Here is a 15282-nt window from a genome sequence, read left to right as displayed (position 1 = left end):
CGAAAGGCACTGATATGAGCCCCCTGGTTCAGCTGGCGGCTGAGGAGGCCGAAAACCCCCTCATCCCGCCGATCCCAGAGCTCGTCATCGGCCTGATCGCCTTCGTCATCGTCTTCGGCTTCCTCGCCAAGAAGCTTCTCCCGAACATCAACAAGGTTCTGGAAGAGCGCCGCGAAGCCATCGAGGGCGGTATCGAAAAGGCCGAGGCCGCGCAGACCGAGGCCCAGAGCGTCCTCGAGCAGTACAAGGCCCAGCTCGCTGAGGCCCGGCACGAGGCCGCGCGCCTGCGCCAGGAGGCTCAGGAGCAGGGTGCCGCGCTCATCGCCGAGATGCGGGCCGAGGGCCAGCGGCAGCGCGAGGAGATCGTCGCCGCCGGTCACGCCCAGATCGACGCCGACCGCAAGGCCGCCGCGTCCGCGCTGCGCCAGGACGTCGGCAAGCTCGCCACCGACCTGGCCGGCAAGCTCGTCGGTGAGTCCCTCGAGGACCACGCCCGGCAGAGCCGTGTGATCGACCGCTTCCTCGACGAGCTCGAGGAGAAGGCCGAGGCCACGCGATGAACGGAGCGAGCCGCGAGGCACTGGCAGCCGCACGGGAGCGTCTCGACGCGCTGACGGACGCGACGTCCGTGGACGCCGCGAAGCTCGCCGACGAGCTGGCGGCCGTCACCGCGCTGCTCGACCGCGAGGCCGGCCTGCGTCGGGTCCTCACCGACCCGGCGCAGCCTGGAGAGGCGAAGGCCCAGCTGGTCCAGCGCCTGATCGGTGGCCAGGTCAGCGGTACCACCGCCGACCTGGTGTCCGGGCTGGCCCGGTCCCGCTGGTCGCAGCCCCGCGACCTGGTCGACGCGCTGGAGGAGCTGGCGACCATCGCCGACCTCACGGCCGCGGAGAAGACGGGCACCCTCGACGACGTCGAGGACGAGCTGTTCCGGTTCGGCCGGATCGTCTCCTCCAACACGGAGCTGCGTGCCGCGCTCACCGACCGTGCCGCCGGCGCCTCGGCCAAGACCGAGCTGCTGAACCGGCTCCTGGGCGGGCGGGCCAAGCCGGCCACCGAGCGTCTGGTGACGCGCCTCGCGACCGCACCGCGTGGACGTAGCCTGGAAGCGGGACTGGAGTCCCTGTCCAAGCTCGCCGCCGACCGCCGGAACCGCATGGTCGCCGTCGTCACCTCGGCGGTGCCGATGAGCGACGGGCAGAAGGAGCGCCTCGGCGCTGCTCTGACCAAGCTCTACGGGCGTCGGATGCACCTGAACCTCGACGTCGACCCCGAGGTCGTCGGCGGCATCCGGGTGCAGGTCGGTGACGAGGTCATCAACGGCTCGATCGCGGACCGGCTGGACGAGGCCGCCCGCCGCATGGCGAGCTAGCAGCAACTCGATATTTCGAGAAAAGCAGTACGTACTTACGGCCCTGGTTGGGCCGTGCAGAGGATTCACCTCTTTCAGGGGGGAGTCCCCATCCCCCCAAAGTGAAACTTCGGGCCCAACAAGGAGAGCAGGGAACCCAGATGGCGGAGCTCACGATCCGGCCGGAGGAGATCCGGGACGCGCTGGAGAACTTTGTCCAGTCGTACAAGCCGGACGCGGCCTCGCGCGAGGAGGTCGGTACGGTCACCCTTGCCGGCGACGGCATCGCGAAGGTCGAGGGCCTGCCCTCGGCCATGGCCAACGAACTGCTGAAGTTCGAGGACGGCACCCTCGGCCTCGCGCTGAACCTGGAAGAGCGCGAGATCGGCGCCATCGTCCTCGGTGAGTTCAGCGGCATCGAGGAGGGTCAGCCGGTGCAGCGCACCGGTGAGGTCCTCTCCGTCGCAGTCGGTGAGGGCTACCTCGGCCGCGTTGTCGACCCGCTCGGCAACCCGATCGACGGCCTCGGCGAGATCGAGACGTCCGGCCGCCGTGCCCTCGAACTGCAGGCCCCCACGGTCATGCAGCGCAAGTCGGTGCACGAGCCGATGGAGACCGGCTACAAGGCCGTCGACGCCATGACCCCGGTCGGCCGTGGTCAGCGTCAGCTGATCATCGGTGACCGCCAGACCGGCAAGACCGCCCTGGCCGTCGACACGATCATCAACCAGCGCGACAACTGGCGCTCGGGCGACCCGAAGAAGCAGGTCCGCTGCATCTACGTCGCCATCGGCCAGAAGGGCTCCACCATCGCCGGCGTGCGCCGCGCGCTGGAGGAGAACGGCGCCCTGGAGTACACGACCATCGTCGCCGCCCCGGCGTCCGACCCGGCCGGCTTCAAGTACCTGGCGCCGTACACCGGTTCGGCCATCGGCCAGCACTGGATGTACGAGGGCAAGCACGTCCTCATCATCTTCGACGACCTCTCGAAGCAGGCCGACGCCTACCGCGCCGTGTCCCTGCTGCTGCGCCGTCCGCCGGGCCGTGAGGCCTACCCGGGTGACGTCTTCTACCTGCACTCCCGCCTGCTGGAGCGCTGCGCCAAGCTCTCCGACGACATGGGTGCCGGTTCGATGACCGGTCTGCCGATCGTCGAGACCAAGGCCAACGACGTCTCGGCGTTCATCCCGACCAACGTCATCTCCATCACCGACGGCCAGTGCTTCCTGGAGTCGGACCTGTTCAACGCCGGTCAGCGCCCCGCGCTGAACGTCGGTATCTCCGTCTCCCGAGTCGGTGGTTCCGCGCAGCACAAGGCGATGAAGCAGGTCTCCGGCCGCCTTCGTGTCGACCTCGCCCAGTTCCGTGAGCTGGAGGCGTTCGCCGCCTTCGGTTCCGACCTGGACGCCGCCTCGAAGTCCCAGCTGGAGCGCGGCCAGCGCATGGTCGAGCTGCTGAAGCAGGCGCAGTACCAGCCGATGTCCACCGAGGACCAGGTCGTCTCCGTCTGGGCCGGCACCACCGGCAAGATGGACGACGTGCCGGTCGCCGACATCCGCCGCTTCGAGAAGGAGCTGCTGGAGTACCTGCACCGCAAGGAGCAGGGCCTCATGACCTCCATCCGCGAGGGCGGCAAGATGTCCGACGACACCCTGACGGCCGTCGCCGACGCGATCGCGGACTTCAAGAAGCAGTTCGAGACCTCGGACGGCAAGCTGCTCGGCGAGGACACTCCTGCCGCTGCCGCCAAGTGACGTAAGGAAGGACCTGACTCATGGGAGCCCAGCTCCGGGTCTACAAGCGTCGCATCCGATCCGTCACCGCGACCAAGAAGATCACCAAGGCGATGGAGATGATCGCCGCCTCGCGCGTCGTCAAGGCGCAGCGCAAGGTGGCGGCCTCCACGCCGTACGCGCAGGAACTGACCCGCGCGGTCACGGCGGTCGGTACGGGTTCGAACACCAAGCACCCGCTCACCACGGAGACGGAGAACCCGACCCGTGCCGCGGTCCTGCTCCTCACGAGCGACCGCGGTCTGGCCGGTGCCTTCAACTCCAACGCCATCAAGGCGGCGGAGCAGCTGACCGAGCGCCTGGAGCGCGAGGGCAAGCAGGTCGACACGTACATCGTCGGCCGGCGCGGTGTCGCCCACTACAACTTCCGTGAGCGCAAGGTCGCGGAGTCGTGGAGCGGCTTCACCGACGAGCCGTCGTACGCGGACGCCAAGAAGGTCGCGGCGCCCCTGATCGAGGCCATCGAGAAGGACACGGCCGAGGGCGGCGTGGACGAGCTCCACATCGTCTTCACCGAGTTCGTCTCGATGATGACGCAGACGGCGCTCGACGCCCGGCTGCTGCCGCTGCGCCTCGACGAGGTCGCGCAGGAGGCCAAGCCGCAGGGCGAGATCCTCCCGCTCTACGACTTCGAGCCCTCGGCGGAGGACGTCCTCGACGCCCTGCTGCCGCGCTACGTGGAGAGCCGCATCTACAACGCGCTGCTCCAGTCGGCCGCTTCGAAGCACGCCGCCACGCGGCGCGCGATGAAGTCGGCCACCGACAACGCGGGCGAGCTGATCAACACGCTCTCCCGTCTTGCCAACGCGGCCCGCCAGGCCGAAATCACCCAGGAAATCAGCGAGATCGTCGGTGGCGCGAGCGCCCTGGCCGACGCGACCGCGGGGAGTGACCGATAAATGACCACCACTGTTGAGACCGCGACGGCTACGGGCCGCGTCGCCCGGGTCATCGGCCCGGTCGTCGACGTGGAGTTCCCCGTCGACGCGATGCCGGACATCTACAACGCCCTGCACGTCGAGGTCGCCGACCCGGCGAACGCGGGCGAGAAGAAGACGCTGACCCTGGAGGTCGCCCAGCACCTGGGTGACGGCCTGGTCCGCACCATCTCCATGCAGCCCACCGACGGTCTGGTCCGCCAGGCCCCGGTGACCGACACCGGTGACGGCATCACCGTCCCGGTCGGCGACTTCACCAAGGGCAAGGTGTTCAACACCCTCGGTGAGGTGCTGAACGTCGACGAGCAGTACGAGGGCGAGCGCTGGTCCATCCACCGCAAGGCCCCGAACTTCGACGAGCTCGAGTCGAAGACCGAGATGTTCGAGACCGGCGTCAAGGTCATCGACCTGCTGACCCCGTACGTCAAGGGCGGCAAGATCGGTCTGTTCGGTGGTGCCGGCGTCGGCAAGACGGTGCTCATCCAGGAGATGATCTACCGCGTCGCCAACAACCACGACGGTGTCTCCGTGTTCGCCGGTGTCGGTGAGCGCACCCGTGAGGGCAACGACCTCATCGAGGAGATGTCGGACTCGGGCGTCATCGACAAGACCGCTCTGGTCTTCGGTCAGATGGACGAGCCCCCGGGCACCCGTCTGCGCGTCGCGCTGGCCGGCCTCACCATGGCCGAGTACTTCCGTGACGTCCAGAAGCAGGACGTGCTGTTCTTCATCGACAACATCTTCCGCTTCACGCAGGCCGGTTCCGAGGTCTCCACGCTGCTCGGCCGCATGCCGTCCGCCGTGGGTTACCAGCCGAACCTGGCCGACGAGATGGGCCTCCTCCAGGAGCGCATCACCTCGACCCGTGGTCACTCGATCACCTCGATGCAGGCGATCTACGTCCCCGCGGACGACCTGACCGACCCGGCCCCGGCCACCACCTTCGCCCACCTCGACGCGACGACGGTTCTGTCCCGTCCGATCTCCGAGAAGGGCATCTACCCGGCCGTGGACCCGCTGGACTCCACGTCCCGGATCCTGGACCCGCGTTACATCGCGCAGGACCACTACAACGCGGCCATGCGCGTGAAGACGATCCTGCAGAAGTACAAGGACCTCCAGGACATCATCGCGATCCTCGGTATCGACGAGCTGGGCGAGGAGGACAAGCTCGTCGTCCACCGTGCCCGTCGTGTGGAGCGCTTCCTGTCCCAGAACACCCACGTCGCCAAGCAGTTCACCGGCGTGGACGGCTCGGACGTGCCGCTCGACGAGTCGATCGCCGCGTTCAACGCGATCTGCGACGGCGAGTACGACCACTTCCCCGAGCAGGCGTTCTTCATGTGCGGTGGCCTCGAGGACCTCAAGGCCAACGCCAAGGAGCTGGGCGTCTCCTGAGCCCCGTGCTCGGGTGAGGGGGCGGGTGCGTCCCGCCCCCTCACCCACGCCCTCTAGAATTGACCCCAACACCCGGCACCCCTTGCCGGGTGGTGACCCGAGGAGCCACTCTTGGCTGCTGAGCTGCACGTCGAGCTGGTCGCCGCCGACCGCCAGGTCTGGTCCGGCGAGGCCACCCTGGTCGTCGCGCGCACCACGTCCGGCGACATCGGCGTCATGCCCGGTCACCAGCCGCTGCTCGGTGTGCTGGAGTCGGGCCCGGTGACCATCCGTACGAGTGAAGGTGGAACGGTCGTCGCCGCGGTGCACGGCGGTTTCATCTCGTTCGCGGACAACAAGCTGTCCCTGCTGGCCGAGATCGCCGAACTGTCGGACGAGATCGATGTCCAGCGCACGGAACGGGAACTGGAACGCGCGAAGGCGGAGGGCGACGCCGCCGCCGAGCGCCGCGCGGATGTCCGACTGCGCGCTGCGACGGCGCGCTGAACCAGCCGCGCTGTACGTTGACGTCACTCAGCCGCGGCCGGCCCGGAGCAATCCGGTGCCGGTCGCGGCTGAGGCAGATGTGGGTGTTTTTTAGGTTTCATTACTCAGTGACGAGAGCAGCGCAGCTGCCGGGGAGACGAGGAGGTCGGTGCCGATGGTCCTCGCTCTGACTGTGTGCGGGATCGTGGTCGCGCTCGTGGTGATCGGACTCTTCCTGTTCGGACTGCGCCGCAGACTCATCCAGCGCTCCGGTGGCACCTTCGACTGCTCGCTGCGCTGGGACGTGCCCGAGAAGCCGGACGCGGGCGGCAAGGGCTGGAGCTACGGTGTGGCCCGCTACAACGGCGACCGCATCGAGTGGTACCGCGTCTTCTCCTACGGCTTCCGCCCCCGCCGCGTCCTGGAGCGCGCGCAGATCGAGGTGGCCGGCCGCCGGCTGCCGGAGGGCGAGGAGGAGCTGGCGCTGCTCTCCGACGCCGTGGTCCTCGCCTGTACGCATCGGGGCACGCGCCTCGAACTGGCCATGAGCGAGGACGCGCTGACCGGTTTTCTCGCGTGGCTGGAGGCGGCCCCGCCCGGACAGCGGGTCAACGTGGCGTAGCCACATTCACCCTCCCCCGGAACGGACCGAGGGGGAGCGAATGTGGCTCGGGGTGGGACTGCTCGCCTACAGGTTGTCGCTGATGGCGCTCACCAGTTCACCGTTGCCGGTGTCACCGCTGAACTCCCAGAAGAACGCGCCGCCGAGGCCCTGACCGTTGGCCCAGGCCATCTTCGACTTGATGGTGGCGGGGGTGTCGTACGACCACCAGTTGCTGCCGCAGTGCGCGTACGCCGTGCCGGCGACGGTGCCGGTGGCCGGGCAGGACGACTTCAGGACCTTGTAGTCCTCGATGCCCTGCTCGTAGGTGCCGGCGGCCGGGCCCGTGGCGGTGCCGCCCGGGGCGTCCTGGGTGACGCCGGTCCAGCCGCGGCCGTAGAAGCCGATGCCGATGAGCAGCTTCTTGGCGGGGACGCCGATCGCCTTGAACTTGGCCATCGCGTCCGCGGTGGTGAAGCCCGCCTTCGGGATGCCGCTGTACGAGGTGAGCGGGGAGTGCGGGGCGGTCGGGCCCTTTGCGTCCCAGGCGCCGAAGAAGTCGTACGTCATCACGTTGTACCAGTCGACGTACTGGGCGGCGCCCGCGTAGTCGGCGGCCTCGATCTTGCCGCCGGCGGAACCGTCGGCCGTGACGGCCGAGGTGACCAGGTTGGTGGAGCCGAACTTGGCGCGCAGCGCGGCCATCAGGTTCTTGTAGGCCGCCGCGCCGCTGGTGTCACAGGTCAGACCGCAGGCGTTCGGGTACTCCCAGTCGATGTCGATGCCGTCGAAGACGTCGGCCCAGCGCGGGTCCTCGACCAGGTCGTAGCAGGACTGGGCGAAGGCCGCCGGGTTCTTGGCCGCGTCCCCGAAGCCGCCGGACCAGGTCCAGCCGCCGAAGGACCACAGCACCTTGATGTTCGGGTACTTGGCCTTCAGCTGGCGCAGCTGGTTGAAGTTGCCGCGCAGCGGCTGGTCCCAGGTGTCGGCGGCGCCGCTGACCGACTGGTCGGCGGTGAACGCCTTGTCGTAGTCGGCGTAGGAGTCGCCGATCGCGCACTTGCCGCCGGTGACGTTGCCGAAGGCGTAGTTGATGTGCGTGATCTTGGCCGCGGAGCCGGACGTCACCAGGTTCTTGACGTTGTAGTTCCGGCCGTAGATGCCCCACTCGGTGAAGTAGCCGAGCTTGACCTTGTCGCCGGTGGGCGGGGGAGTGGTGCCGCCGCCGGTGGTGTGCACCTTGACCGCGCCGCTGACCGGTCCGGTCTGGTCGGCGGTGTCACGGGCCTGCACGGTGTAGGAGTAGTCGGTGCCGGCGGTCAGGCCGGTGTCGGTGTACGACGTGCTGGTGACCGTGGCGACCTTGGTGCCGTCCCGCAGGACGTCGTAGTTCTTGACGCCCTTGTCGTCGGTGGCCGCGCTCCAGCCGAGCTTCACCGAGGTGTCGGTGACCGAGGAGGCGGTCGGGGTGCCGGGCGCGGACGGGGCCGCGTCACCCGGGACGGTCGTGCCGTCGCAGCTGTCGCCGTTCAGCTTGCAGTTGGACGGGGAGCCGGAGCCCGCGCCGTTGAAGCCGAAGGAGACCGAGGCGCCGGGGGCGAGGGTGCCGTTCCAGCCGACGTTCTTGGCGGTCCAGTGGTCACCGGAGTTGGTGACCGTGGCGTCCCAGGCCGAGGTGACCTTGGTACCGGAGGGGAAGTCCCACTCGACGGTCCAGGAACTGATGGTGCTGGACCCGGTGTTCTTGACGGTCCACTGGCCGCCGAAACCGCTGCCCCAGTCGCTGGTCTTGGTGAAGGTGGCCGTGGCGTTGGCCGCGGCCTGGGCGGGGCTCGCGAGACCGACCGCGCCGGCCATGGGGAGCAACAGGGTCGCGAATGCCGCCGCGGCTCTGTGTCTGAAGCGCATGCTGCGCCTCCCTCGTCATCGGGGATGTCAGGGGCATGACTGAGCCTTCATGCCCCACGGTGCTGCGAGGGTAGAAAGGTCTGGACCACAGGTCAATAGGTCTGGACCACTTCGGGCGGAGCCCCGTCAGAGCCCCAACTCGCGCGCGAGGACCGCCGCTTGCACCCGGCTGCGCAGCTCCAGCTTGGCCAGCAACCGGCTGACGTGCGTCTTCACCGTGCCCTCCGCCATGTCCAGCCGGGCCGCGATCTCCGCGTTCGACAGCCCCTCACCGATCCGGCCGAGCACCTCCCGCTCCCGCCGGGTCAGGACCTCCAGCACGGCCGGATCCGCCTCCGCCTCCCGGGCCGGCGCCGCGGCGAACTCGGCGATCAGCCGCCGGGTCACGGCCGGCGCGACGATCCCTTCCCCGCGCGCCACCGTCCGCACCGCCTCCAGCAGATCCTTCGCCTCCGTGTTCTTCAGCAGGAACCCGGCCGCGCCCGCCCGCAGTGCCCCGAACACGTACTCGTCGAGGTCGAAGGTGGTCAGCACGAGGACGTCCGCGAGCCGCTCGTCGACGATCCGGCGGGTCGCGGTCACCCCGTCCAGGCGCGGCATCTGCACATCCATCAGGATCAGGTCGGGCCGCAGGCTCCGGGCCAGTTCGACCGCCCGCTCGCCGTCCTCGGCCTCGCCGACCACATCGATGTCCGGCGCGCTGCGCAGGATCAGGACGAGCCCGGCGCGGACGGCGGACTGGTCCTCGGCGACCAGGACACGGATCATGCGGAGTCCCCTTCGGTGAGCGGAAGCGTGGCGCGTACGGTCCACCGGGCGTCCCGGGGCCCGGCCTCGAACGTGCCGCCGAGCAGCGCGGACCGCTCCCGCATCCCGGTCAGACCGTGGCCCGCACCGGGTGCGCGGGGGGTGTCGCCGGGCCGGTAGGGGCTGGTCACGCTGATGTCCAGCATCCCGTCCGTCTGCCGGAGCGCGACCTCGACGCACCCGCGGGAGGCGTGCTTCAGCGCGTTGGTCAGCGCCTCCTGCACGATCCGGTAGGCCGCGAGTTCCACGGGCGCCGGGACCTTGCCGTGGCCCGCGTCGAGCGTGACCTCCAGGCCGTTGGCGCGGGCGCCGTCGATCAGGGCGCCCAGACCGTCCAGGGTGGGGGACGCGGCCGGTTCCCGGTCCCCGGAGCCGTCGCGCAGGATGCCGATCAGCCGGCGCATCTCGGCCAGCCCCTGCACGCTGTTCTCCCGGATGACGGTCAGCGCCTCCCTGGAGGTCGGCGGATCGTCGATGGACAGCGCGGCGGTGGAGTGGATGGCGATCGCCGACAGGTGGTTCGCGACCATGTCGTGCAACTCGCGCGCCACCCGGGCCCGTTCGCTGGTGACCGCCTGGGTGCGGTCCATCTCGGCCAGCAGGGCGGTCTGTTCGGCGCGCAGCCGGGCGGCCTCGGCGGCGTCCCGGTGGTCGCGCACGAGCACCCCGGTGGCGGCCGGGCCGAACGCGACCACCCCGACGCCCACGCCGATCAGCAGGCCCTGCGGATCCCGCCAGAGCGCCGCGGGGACGACTCCGGCGACGACCGTCAGCATCCCCGTCACCCAGGGGATGCGCCGGGCGTCGGCCGGGGTGCCGTACAGCACGGCCGCGTACATCAGGTCGGTGTACAGCACGATCGTGACGATGCTGCCGAGGGTCACCGTGTCCAGGACCAGCGCCGCCGTGCCGATCAGCAGGCCGGTGCGGGGCAGGATGCGGCGCACCGGCTCACAGGCGGCCGTCATCGCCAGCGGCACCAGCGGGGCCCAGGGCGCGTGCCACAGCACGAGGCCGTCCCCGTCGAGGCGCGGGTGGATCCCGAGCGCCCACAGCAGCACCCCGCCGGCCAGCCCGCCCACGGCGATGCGCCAGTCGTCGCGGTGCGGGCGGGGGAGTGCGAGGGGCATGCCCCCTATCCAACACGGCCGCCGGCCGCTGTGCCTGCGCCCCGGGAAGGGTCCCCGACTGCGACTTTCGCTTACGGCGGTCTCGTCAGCGGCGACGATGATCCGCGTCCCGGTCCACGGGAGCCTGGAAGGGTGAACGAGGGGAGCGAACCGTGATCGTGGGACTGATCGTCGCCTGTGAAGTGGCGTTCTGGGTGCTGCTGGCGGCCGGACTGGGCTTCCGGTACGCGCTGCGGATGCCGCGCACCGGCCTGGCCCTGCTGCTGTGCGAACCGCTCCTGGAGGTCGTGCTCTTCGCCGTCACCGCGATCGACCTCAAGAACGGCGCCGAACCGGACTGGCGGCACGGACTCGCCGCGGTCTACATCGGCTTCACCGTCGGCCTCGGCCACTCCACCGTCAAGTGGGCGGACGCCCGGGTGGCCCACCGCTTCGCCGACGGCCCGCCGCCGGTGAAGCCCCCGAGGTACGGCACGGCCCGCGCCGTCCAAGAGTGGAAGGTCGCCGGCCGCTGGATCCTGGCGTCGGTGGTCGCCATGGCCCTGCTCCAGGGCGCCGTCTGGTACGTCGGCGACGACGGCGACACCGGCTCCCTGCGGGCCTGGCAGCTGCGCATGCTCTGGGTGATCGGCATCAACGTGGTCATCGCCGCCAGCTACACGCTGTTCCCGAAACGGGAACCGGCCGACCAGCGCTGACGGCGGGTGTGCCCGGCCGGCCCGCACCGGACCGCTCGCCCGGCCGGCCGCGGCACCACGCCGTCGTGGGGGCCGCCCGCCGCCTGGGGCGCCACCGGTGCCGGTGTCCGGATCAGCGCTCCCCGCCCGGCACCCACAGCACGTCGCCGGTCTCCCGGTTGGCGTCGCGGGCCAGGATGAACAGCAGGTCCGAGAGGCGGTTGAGGTAGGTCGCGGTGAGCGGGTTCATCGCCTCGCCGTGCACCTCCAGGGCCGCCCAGGTGGAGCGCTCGGCCCGGCGCACGACCGTGCACGCCTGGTGGAGGAGGGCCGCACCCGGGGTGCCGCCCGGGAGGATGAAGGAGCGCAGCTTCTCCAGCCGCTCGTTGAAGCGGTCGCAGTCCGCCTCCAGCCGGTCGATGTAGAACTGCTCCACCCGCAGCGGCGGGAACTCGGGGTTCTCCACCACCGGCGTCGACAGATCGGCGCCCACGTCGAACAGGTCGTTCTGGACGCGGGTGAGGACCGCGGCGACGTCCTCCTCCAGGCCGCCCAGGGCCAGCGCGGCACCGATCACCGCGTTGGCCTCGTTGGCGTCCGCGTAGGCGGAGATCCGCAGATCGGTCTTGGGCACCCGGCTCATGTCGCCGAGGCTGGTGGTGCCCTGGTCGCCGGTCCTGGTGTAGATGCGCGTCAGATTGACCATGCACCCAGCGTAGTTACGCCCCGGCCGTCCGGAACACCCGTGTGCCCACCGTCACGGCCAGTGCCGCGAAGCCGACGGCGACCAGGACCCCGTAGAGCATGTGCGCGCTCGTGTACTCGCCGACGTACGCGTCACGGACGGCGTCCACCAGATAGCGGAACGGGACGAAGTGCGAGAGCACGTCCAGCCAGCCCGGCGCGAGGCTCATCGGGAGCATCAGGCCGGACAGCAGCATCGACGGCATCGACACCATGTTGATCAGCGGACCGAACTCCTGCGGGGTGCGGACCCTCATCCCGAGCGCGTACGACACCGAGGCCAGCGAGAGCGTGAGCAGCGCGACGAAGCCGAAGCCGATCAGGACGCCGGCCAGCGGCGCGCGCAGCCCCATCACCAGCGCGGCCAGCACCAGCAGCACCGCCTGGAAGACGAACACCGTGGCGTCCCGCAGCACCCGGCCGAGCAGCAGGGCGAGCCGGCTGACCGGGGTCACCCGCATCCGCTCCAGCACCCCCTGCCCCTTCTCGAGGATGACCGTGAAGCCGGCGAACAGGGCTCCGAACAGGCCGAGTTGCAGCAGCAGCCCGGGGACCAGCACCTGCCAGGAACTGCCCTGCCCGCCCAAGGGCAGACCGGTGAGCAGCGGACCGAAGAAGAGCAGGTGGAGCAGGGGCGTCAGCACGCCGAAGAGCAGGGCGAAGCGGGAGCGCAGGGACTGGCGGAGGTAACGGCCGTAGACGAGGGCCGTGTCGTGGAGAAGCATGGCGCGGTCCTAAACGGCGACGGGGGCGGAGTCGGCGGGGGCGGGGCGGCGGCCGGTGACCGCGAGGAAGGTGTCCTGGAGGGTGGCGTCGAGCGAGCCGCCGTAGCGCAGCTTGAGCGCGCCCGGGGTGCCCTCGGCGGCGACCGCGCCCCGGTCGACGATCACCAGCCGGTCCGCGAGGGCGTCGGCCTCGTCCAGGTAGTGGGTGGTCAGGAACACCGTCGTGCCGTGCTCGTCGCGCAGCCGGCGGACCAGGTCCCACAGGTCGGCGCGGCTGCCGGGGTCCAGGCCGGTCGTCGGCTCGTCCAGGAACAGCACCTTCGGACGGTGGGTGAGGGCCATCGCGATGTCCAGGCGGCGCCGCTGGCCCCCGGAGAGCGCGCCGGTCCTGCGGTCGAGGAGGTCGGTGAGGTCCAGTTCCCGGGCGAGTTCCCCGGCGCGCGCGACCGCATCGGCCTTCGCCAGACGGTACAGCCGGCCCTGGGTGACCAGCTCCTCCCGCACGGTGATCTGCGGATCGACCCCGCCGGACTGGGCGACGTAACCGCTGGCCCGCCGCACCCCGGCCGGATCGGCCGTCAGGTCGCAGCCGGCGACCGTGGCCGCGCCGCCGGTCGGCCTCAGCAGGGTGGTGAGCATCCGCAGGGTGGTCGTCTTGCCGGCGCCGTTGGGACCGAGGAAGCCGAGGATCTCGCCCTCCTGGACGGTGAGGTCGATGCCGCGGACGGCCTCGACGGGGCCGGCTTTCGTCCGGAAGGTGCGGGCGAGGCCCGCCGTACTGATGACTGCTGCCATGCCCCCAGAAAAACAGAGTCCCTGAAATTTTGCAATGACACCAAGTTTTCAGCAGGCCCAGCGAAGCTAGGATGCGGGCATGGCAGAGGGGCTCAGGGAGCGGAAGAAGCGGCAGACCCGGCAGTACATCTCGGACGTCGCCACGGGTCTGTTCCTGGAGCGCGGCTTCGAGGCGGTCACCGTCGCGGAGATCGCCGAGGCGGCGAACGTCTCCGTCAACACGGTCTACAACTACTTCCCCGCCAAGGAAGACCTCTTCTTCGACCGCTCGGCCGGCATGGTCGACCGGCTCGCCCGCTGGGTCCGCGGCCGGGACGCCGGGGAGTCCGCCGCGCGCGCCGTCCTGCGGGAACTGCGCGGCGAGGTCGAGGCCGTCTCACCCCGGGTCGGCCTGATGGAGGGCTACGACCGGTTCATGCGCGTCATCCACGAGGCGCCGACGCTGCGCTCCCGGCTGTGGAGCCTTCAGCAGGAGATCCACGACGCCCTGGAGACGGCCCTGCGCGAGGAGACCGGTGCCGCCGCCGGCGATCCGCTGCCGGACCTGATGGCCGGTCAGGTCTGCTGGATCCATCAGGCGGTCTTCGTCACCATCGGCCGCGAGATGCTCGCCGGGCGCAAACCGGCCGAAGTGTCACGAGAGGTACTCGTCCTCCTGGACGACATCGAGGACTTGTTGAGCGAAAAGGTACTCAACTACGCCGTCCGGCCGGGTGACTGAGCGCGCTCCACCCGTGCACCCGTTCCGCCGTCGCACCCGTGACCCGGGGGATGACGCCGAGGGGTGGGGCCGGCGCCGAACGCGCACCGGGCCGCGGGCCACCGGGTGTCCGGGGTCCGGCCGCCGGCGGGCCCGGGAAGCGCCAACCGGCGCGCAACCGCAAGGGATTCGCGCCCCGGCCGTCCCGGCGGGAAGCCCGCCGGACCACCGGCCGGATGAGCGCCAAGTCCGTCAAAAGAGACGTGACCGGAGTCTCACCCCCTGAGACCGTGACACGCATTACTTACCGCACTCAAGTCGTCGCCCGAGCGCTAGGGTCCGCCGAAGAAGCAGATCTCCATAGTGTTCAGGGAGTCGGAGTGGCACGGAAGCTCGCCGTCATCGGGGCCGGTCTCATGGGTTCCGGCATCGCTCAGGTCGCCGCACAAGCGGGCTGGGAGGTCGTCCTGCGGGACGTCACCGACGAGGCACTGAAGCGCGGCACCGACGGCATCAGGGCCAGCTACGACAAGTTCGTCTCCAAGGGCAGGCTGACGGCCGAGGACGCCGCGGCCGCCCTCGCGCGCATCACTGCGACCACCGAGCTGGACGCCGCCGCCGACGCGGACGTCGTCGTGGAGGCCGTCTTCGAGAAGCTGGAGGTCAAGCACGAGATCTTCCGCGCGCTCGACAAGATCGTGCGTGCGGACGCGGTGCTCGCCTCCAACACCTCCGCCATCCCGATCACCAAGATCGCGGCGGCCACCGAGCACCCCGAGCGGGTCGTCGGTGTGCACTTCTTCTCGCCGGTGCCGATGATGCAGCTCGTCGAGCTGGTCCGCGGCTACAAGACCAGCGACGAAACCCTCGCCACCGCACGGGAGTTCGCCGAGTCCGTCGGCAAGACCTGCATCGTCGTCAACCGCGACGTGGCCGGCTTCGTCACCACCCGGCTGATCACCGCCCTCGTGGTCGAGGCCGCCAAGCTCTACGAGTCCGGCGTCGCGACCGCCGAGGACATCGACCTCGCCTGCAAGCTGGGCTTCGGCCACGCCATGGGCCCGCTCGCCACCACCGACCTCACCGGCGTGGACATCCTGCTGCACGCCGCAGGCAACATCTACACCGAGACCCAGGACGAGAAGTTCGCCCCGCCGGAGCTGATGCGCCGGATGGTGGACGCCGGTGACATCGGCCGCAAGAGCGGGCAGGGCTTCTACAAGTACTGAGTCAACCCGTCCACGCACCAC

16 protein-coding genes are annotated in these 15282 nt (G+C 70.1%); 10 read left to right on the top strand and 6 right to left on the bottom strand.

Annotated features, from left to right (window positions below; translation table 11 throughout):
* The first annotated feature begins 14 nt into the window (after positions 1 to 14).
* The 7 genes from JK361_RS27595 (at position 15) to JK361_RS27565 (ending at position 6567) form a co-directional block, all read left to right on the top strand.
* Positions 15 to 560, top strand: a complete 546-nt coding sequence (locus JK361_RS27595) for a F0F1 ATP synthase subunit B (protein WP_201822781.1) — start codon at positions 15 to 17, stop codon at positions 558 to 560.
* Positions 557 to 1372 (top strand): F0F1 ATP synthase subunit delta, encoded by an 816-nt coding sequence (locus JK361_RS27590; RefSeq protein ID WP_201822779.1) that lies wholly within the window; start codon positions 557 to 559, stop codon positions 1370 to 1372. The genes JK361_RS27595 and JK361_RS27590 overlap by 4 nt, the downstream gene beginning before the upstream one ends.
* Positions 1373 to 1512: 140 nt before the next feature.
* On the top strand, positions 1513 to 3105 hold the full coding sequence (gene atpA / locus JK361_RS27585) for a F0F1 ATP synthase subunit alpha (RefSeq protein WP_201822777.1): 1593 nt from the start codon (positions 1513 to 1515) through the stop codon (positions 3103 to 3105).
* A gap of 20 nt (positions 3106 to 3125) precedes the next feature.
* A complete protein-coding gene (locus JK361_RS27580) occupies positions 3126 to 4043 on the top strand; it encodes a F0F1 ATP synthase subunit gamma (protein WP_201822775.1) in 918 nt (305 codons plus the stop codon).
* Positions 4044 to 5480, top strand: coding sequence for a F0F1 ATP synthase subunit beta (gene atpD, locus JK361_RS27575; protein ID WP_201822773.1), 1437 nt, complete (start codon positions 4044 to 4046; stop codon positions 5478 to 5480).
* A gap of 111 nt (positions 5481 to 5591) precedes the next feature.
* Entirely contained in the window at positions 5592 to 5966 is a 375-nt protein-coding gene (locus JK361_RS27570; protein ID WP_030610105.1) for a F0F1 ATP synthase subunit epsilon, read from the top strand.
* A gap of 154 nt (positions 5967 to 6120) precedes the next feature.
* Entirely contained in the window at positions 6121 to 6567 is a 447-nt protein-coding gene (locus JK361_RS27565; RefSeq protein ID WP_201822770.1) for a DUF2550 domain-containing protein, read from the top strand.
* 66 nt (positions 6568 to 6633) lie between these two features.
* Here the strand turns inward: JK361_RS27565 and JK361_RS27560 are convergent, their stop codons facing one another.
* From JK361_RS27560 to JK361_RS27550, 3 genes are all read right to left on the bottom strand, one after another.
* Positions 6634 to 8454 carry a glycoside hydrolase family 18 chitinase gene (locus JK361_RS27560; RefSeq protein WP_201822766.1) on the bottom strand — a complete coding sequence of 607 codons (1821 nt, stop codon included), beginning with the start codon at positions 8452 to 8454 and terminating at the stop codon, positions 6634 to 6636.
* 126 nt (positions 8455 to 8580) lie between these two features.
* On the bottom strand, positions 8581 to 9222 hold the full coding sequence (locus tag JK361_RS27555; protein ID WP_201822764.1) for a response regulator: 642 nt from the start codon (positions 9220 to 9222) through the stop codon (positions 8581 to 8583).
* Positions 9219 to 10391 carry a sensor histidine kinase gene (locus JK361_RS27550; RefSeq protein ID WP_201822761.1) on the bottom strand — a complete coding sequence of 391 codons (1173 nt, stop codon included), beginning with the start codon at positions 10389 to 10391 and terminating at the stop codon, positions 9219 to 9221. The genes JK361_RS27555 and JK361_RS27550 overlap by 4 nt, the downstream gene beginning before the upstream one ends.
* Before the next feature lie 152 nt (positions 10392 to 10543).
* On the opposite strand from JK361_RS27550, the gene JK361_RS27545 reads away from it, so the two are divergent.
* Entirely contained in the window at positions 10544 to 11089 is a 546-nt protein-coding gene (locus JK361_RS27545) for a hypothetical protein (RefSeq protein ID WP_201822758.1), read from the top strand.
* A gap of 112 nt (positions 11090 to 11201) precedes the next feature.
* On the opposite strand, the gene JK361_RS27540 is transcribed toward JK361_RS27545, so the two are convergent.
* Genes JK361_RS27540 through JK361_RS27530 form a run of 3 tightly spaced genes read right to left on the bottom strand, consistent with a single transcriptional unit; the run spans position 11202 to position 13332 of the window.
* Positions 11202 to 11774, bottom strand: a complete 573-nt coding sequence (locus JK361_RS27540) for a cob(I)yrinic acid a,c-diamide adenosyltransferase (protein WP_201822756.1) — start codon at positions 11772 to 11774, stop codon at positions 11202 to 11204.
* A gap of 13 nt (positions 11775 to 11787) precedes the next feature.
* Positions 11788 to 12537: an ABC transporter permease gene (locus tag JK361_RS27535; protein WP_201822753.1), complete on the bottom strand. Its 750-nt coding sequence runs from the start codon at positions 12535 to 12537 to the stop codon at positions 11788 to 11790.
* Between the two features lie 9 nt (positions 12538 to 12546).
* Positions 12547 to 13332, bottom strand: coding sequence for an ABC transporter ATP-binding protein (locus JK361_RS27530; protein WP_201822750.1), 786 nt, complete (start codon positions 13330 to 13332; stop codon positions 12547 to 12549).
* Positions 13333 to 13411: 79 nt separating this feature from the next.
* On the opposite strand from JK361_RS27530, the gene JK361_RS27525 reads away from it, so the two are divergent.
* The gene (locus JK361_RS27525; RefSeq protein WP_201822747.1) at positions 13412 to 14053 is read left to right on the top strand and encodes a TetR/AcrR family transcriptional regulator; all 642 of its coding nucleotides are present in this window, start codon (positions 13412 to 13414) and stop codon (positions 14051 to 14053) included.
* A 359-nt stretch (positions 14054 to 14412) separates the two neighbouring features.
* On the top strand, positions 14413 to 15261 hold the full coding sequence (locus tag JK361_RS27520) for a 3-hydroxyacyl-CoA dehydrogenase family protein (RefSeq protein WP_201822745.1): 849 nt from the start codon (positions 14413 to 14415) through the stop codon (positions 15259 to 15261).
* Positions 15262 to 15282 lie beyond the last annotated feature (21 nt).

Origin of the sequence: Streptomyces musisoli, assembly GCF_016741855.1 — a bacterium.
Taxonomy (GTDB): domain Bacteria; phylum Actinomycetota; class Actinomycetes; order Streptomycetales; family Streptomycetaceae; genus Streptomyces; species Streptomyces musisoli.
This window is presented reverse-complemented; position numbering and strand designations above follow the sequence as displayed.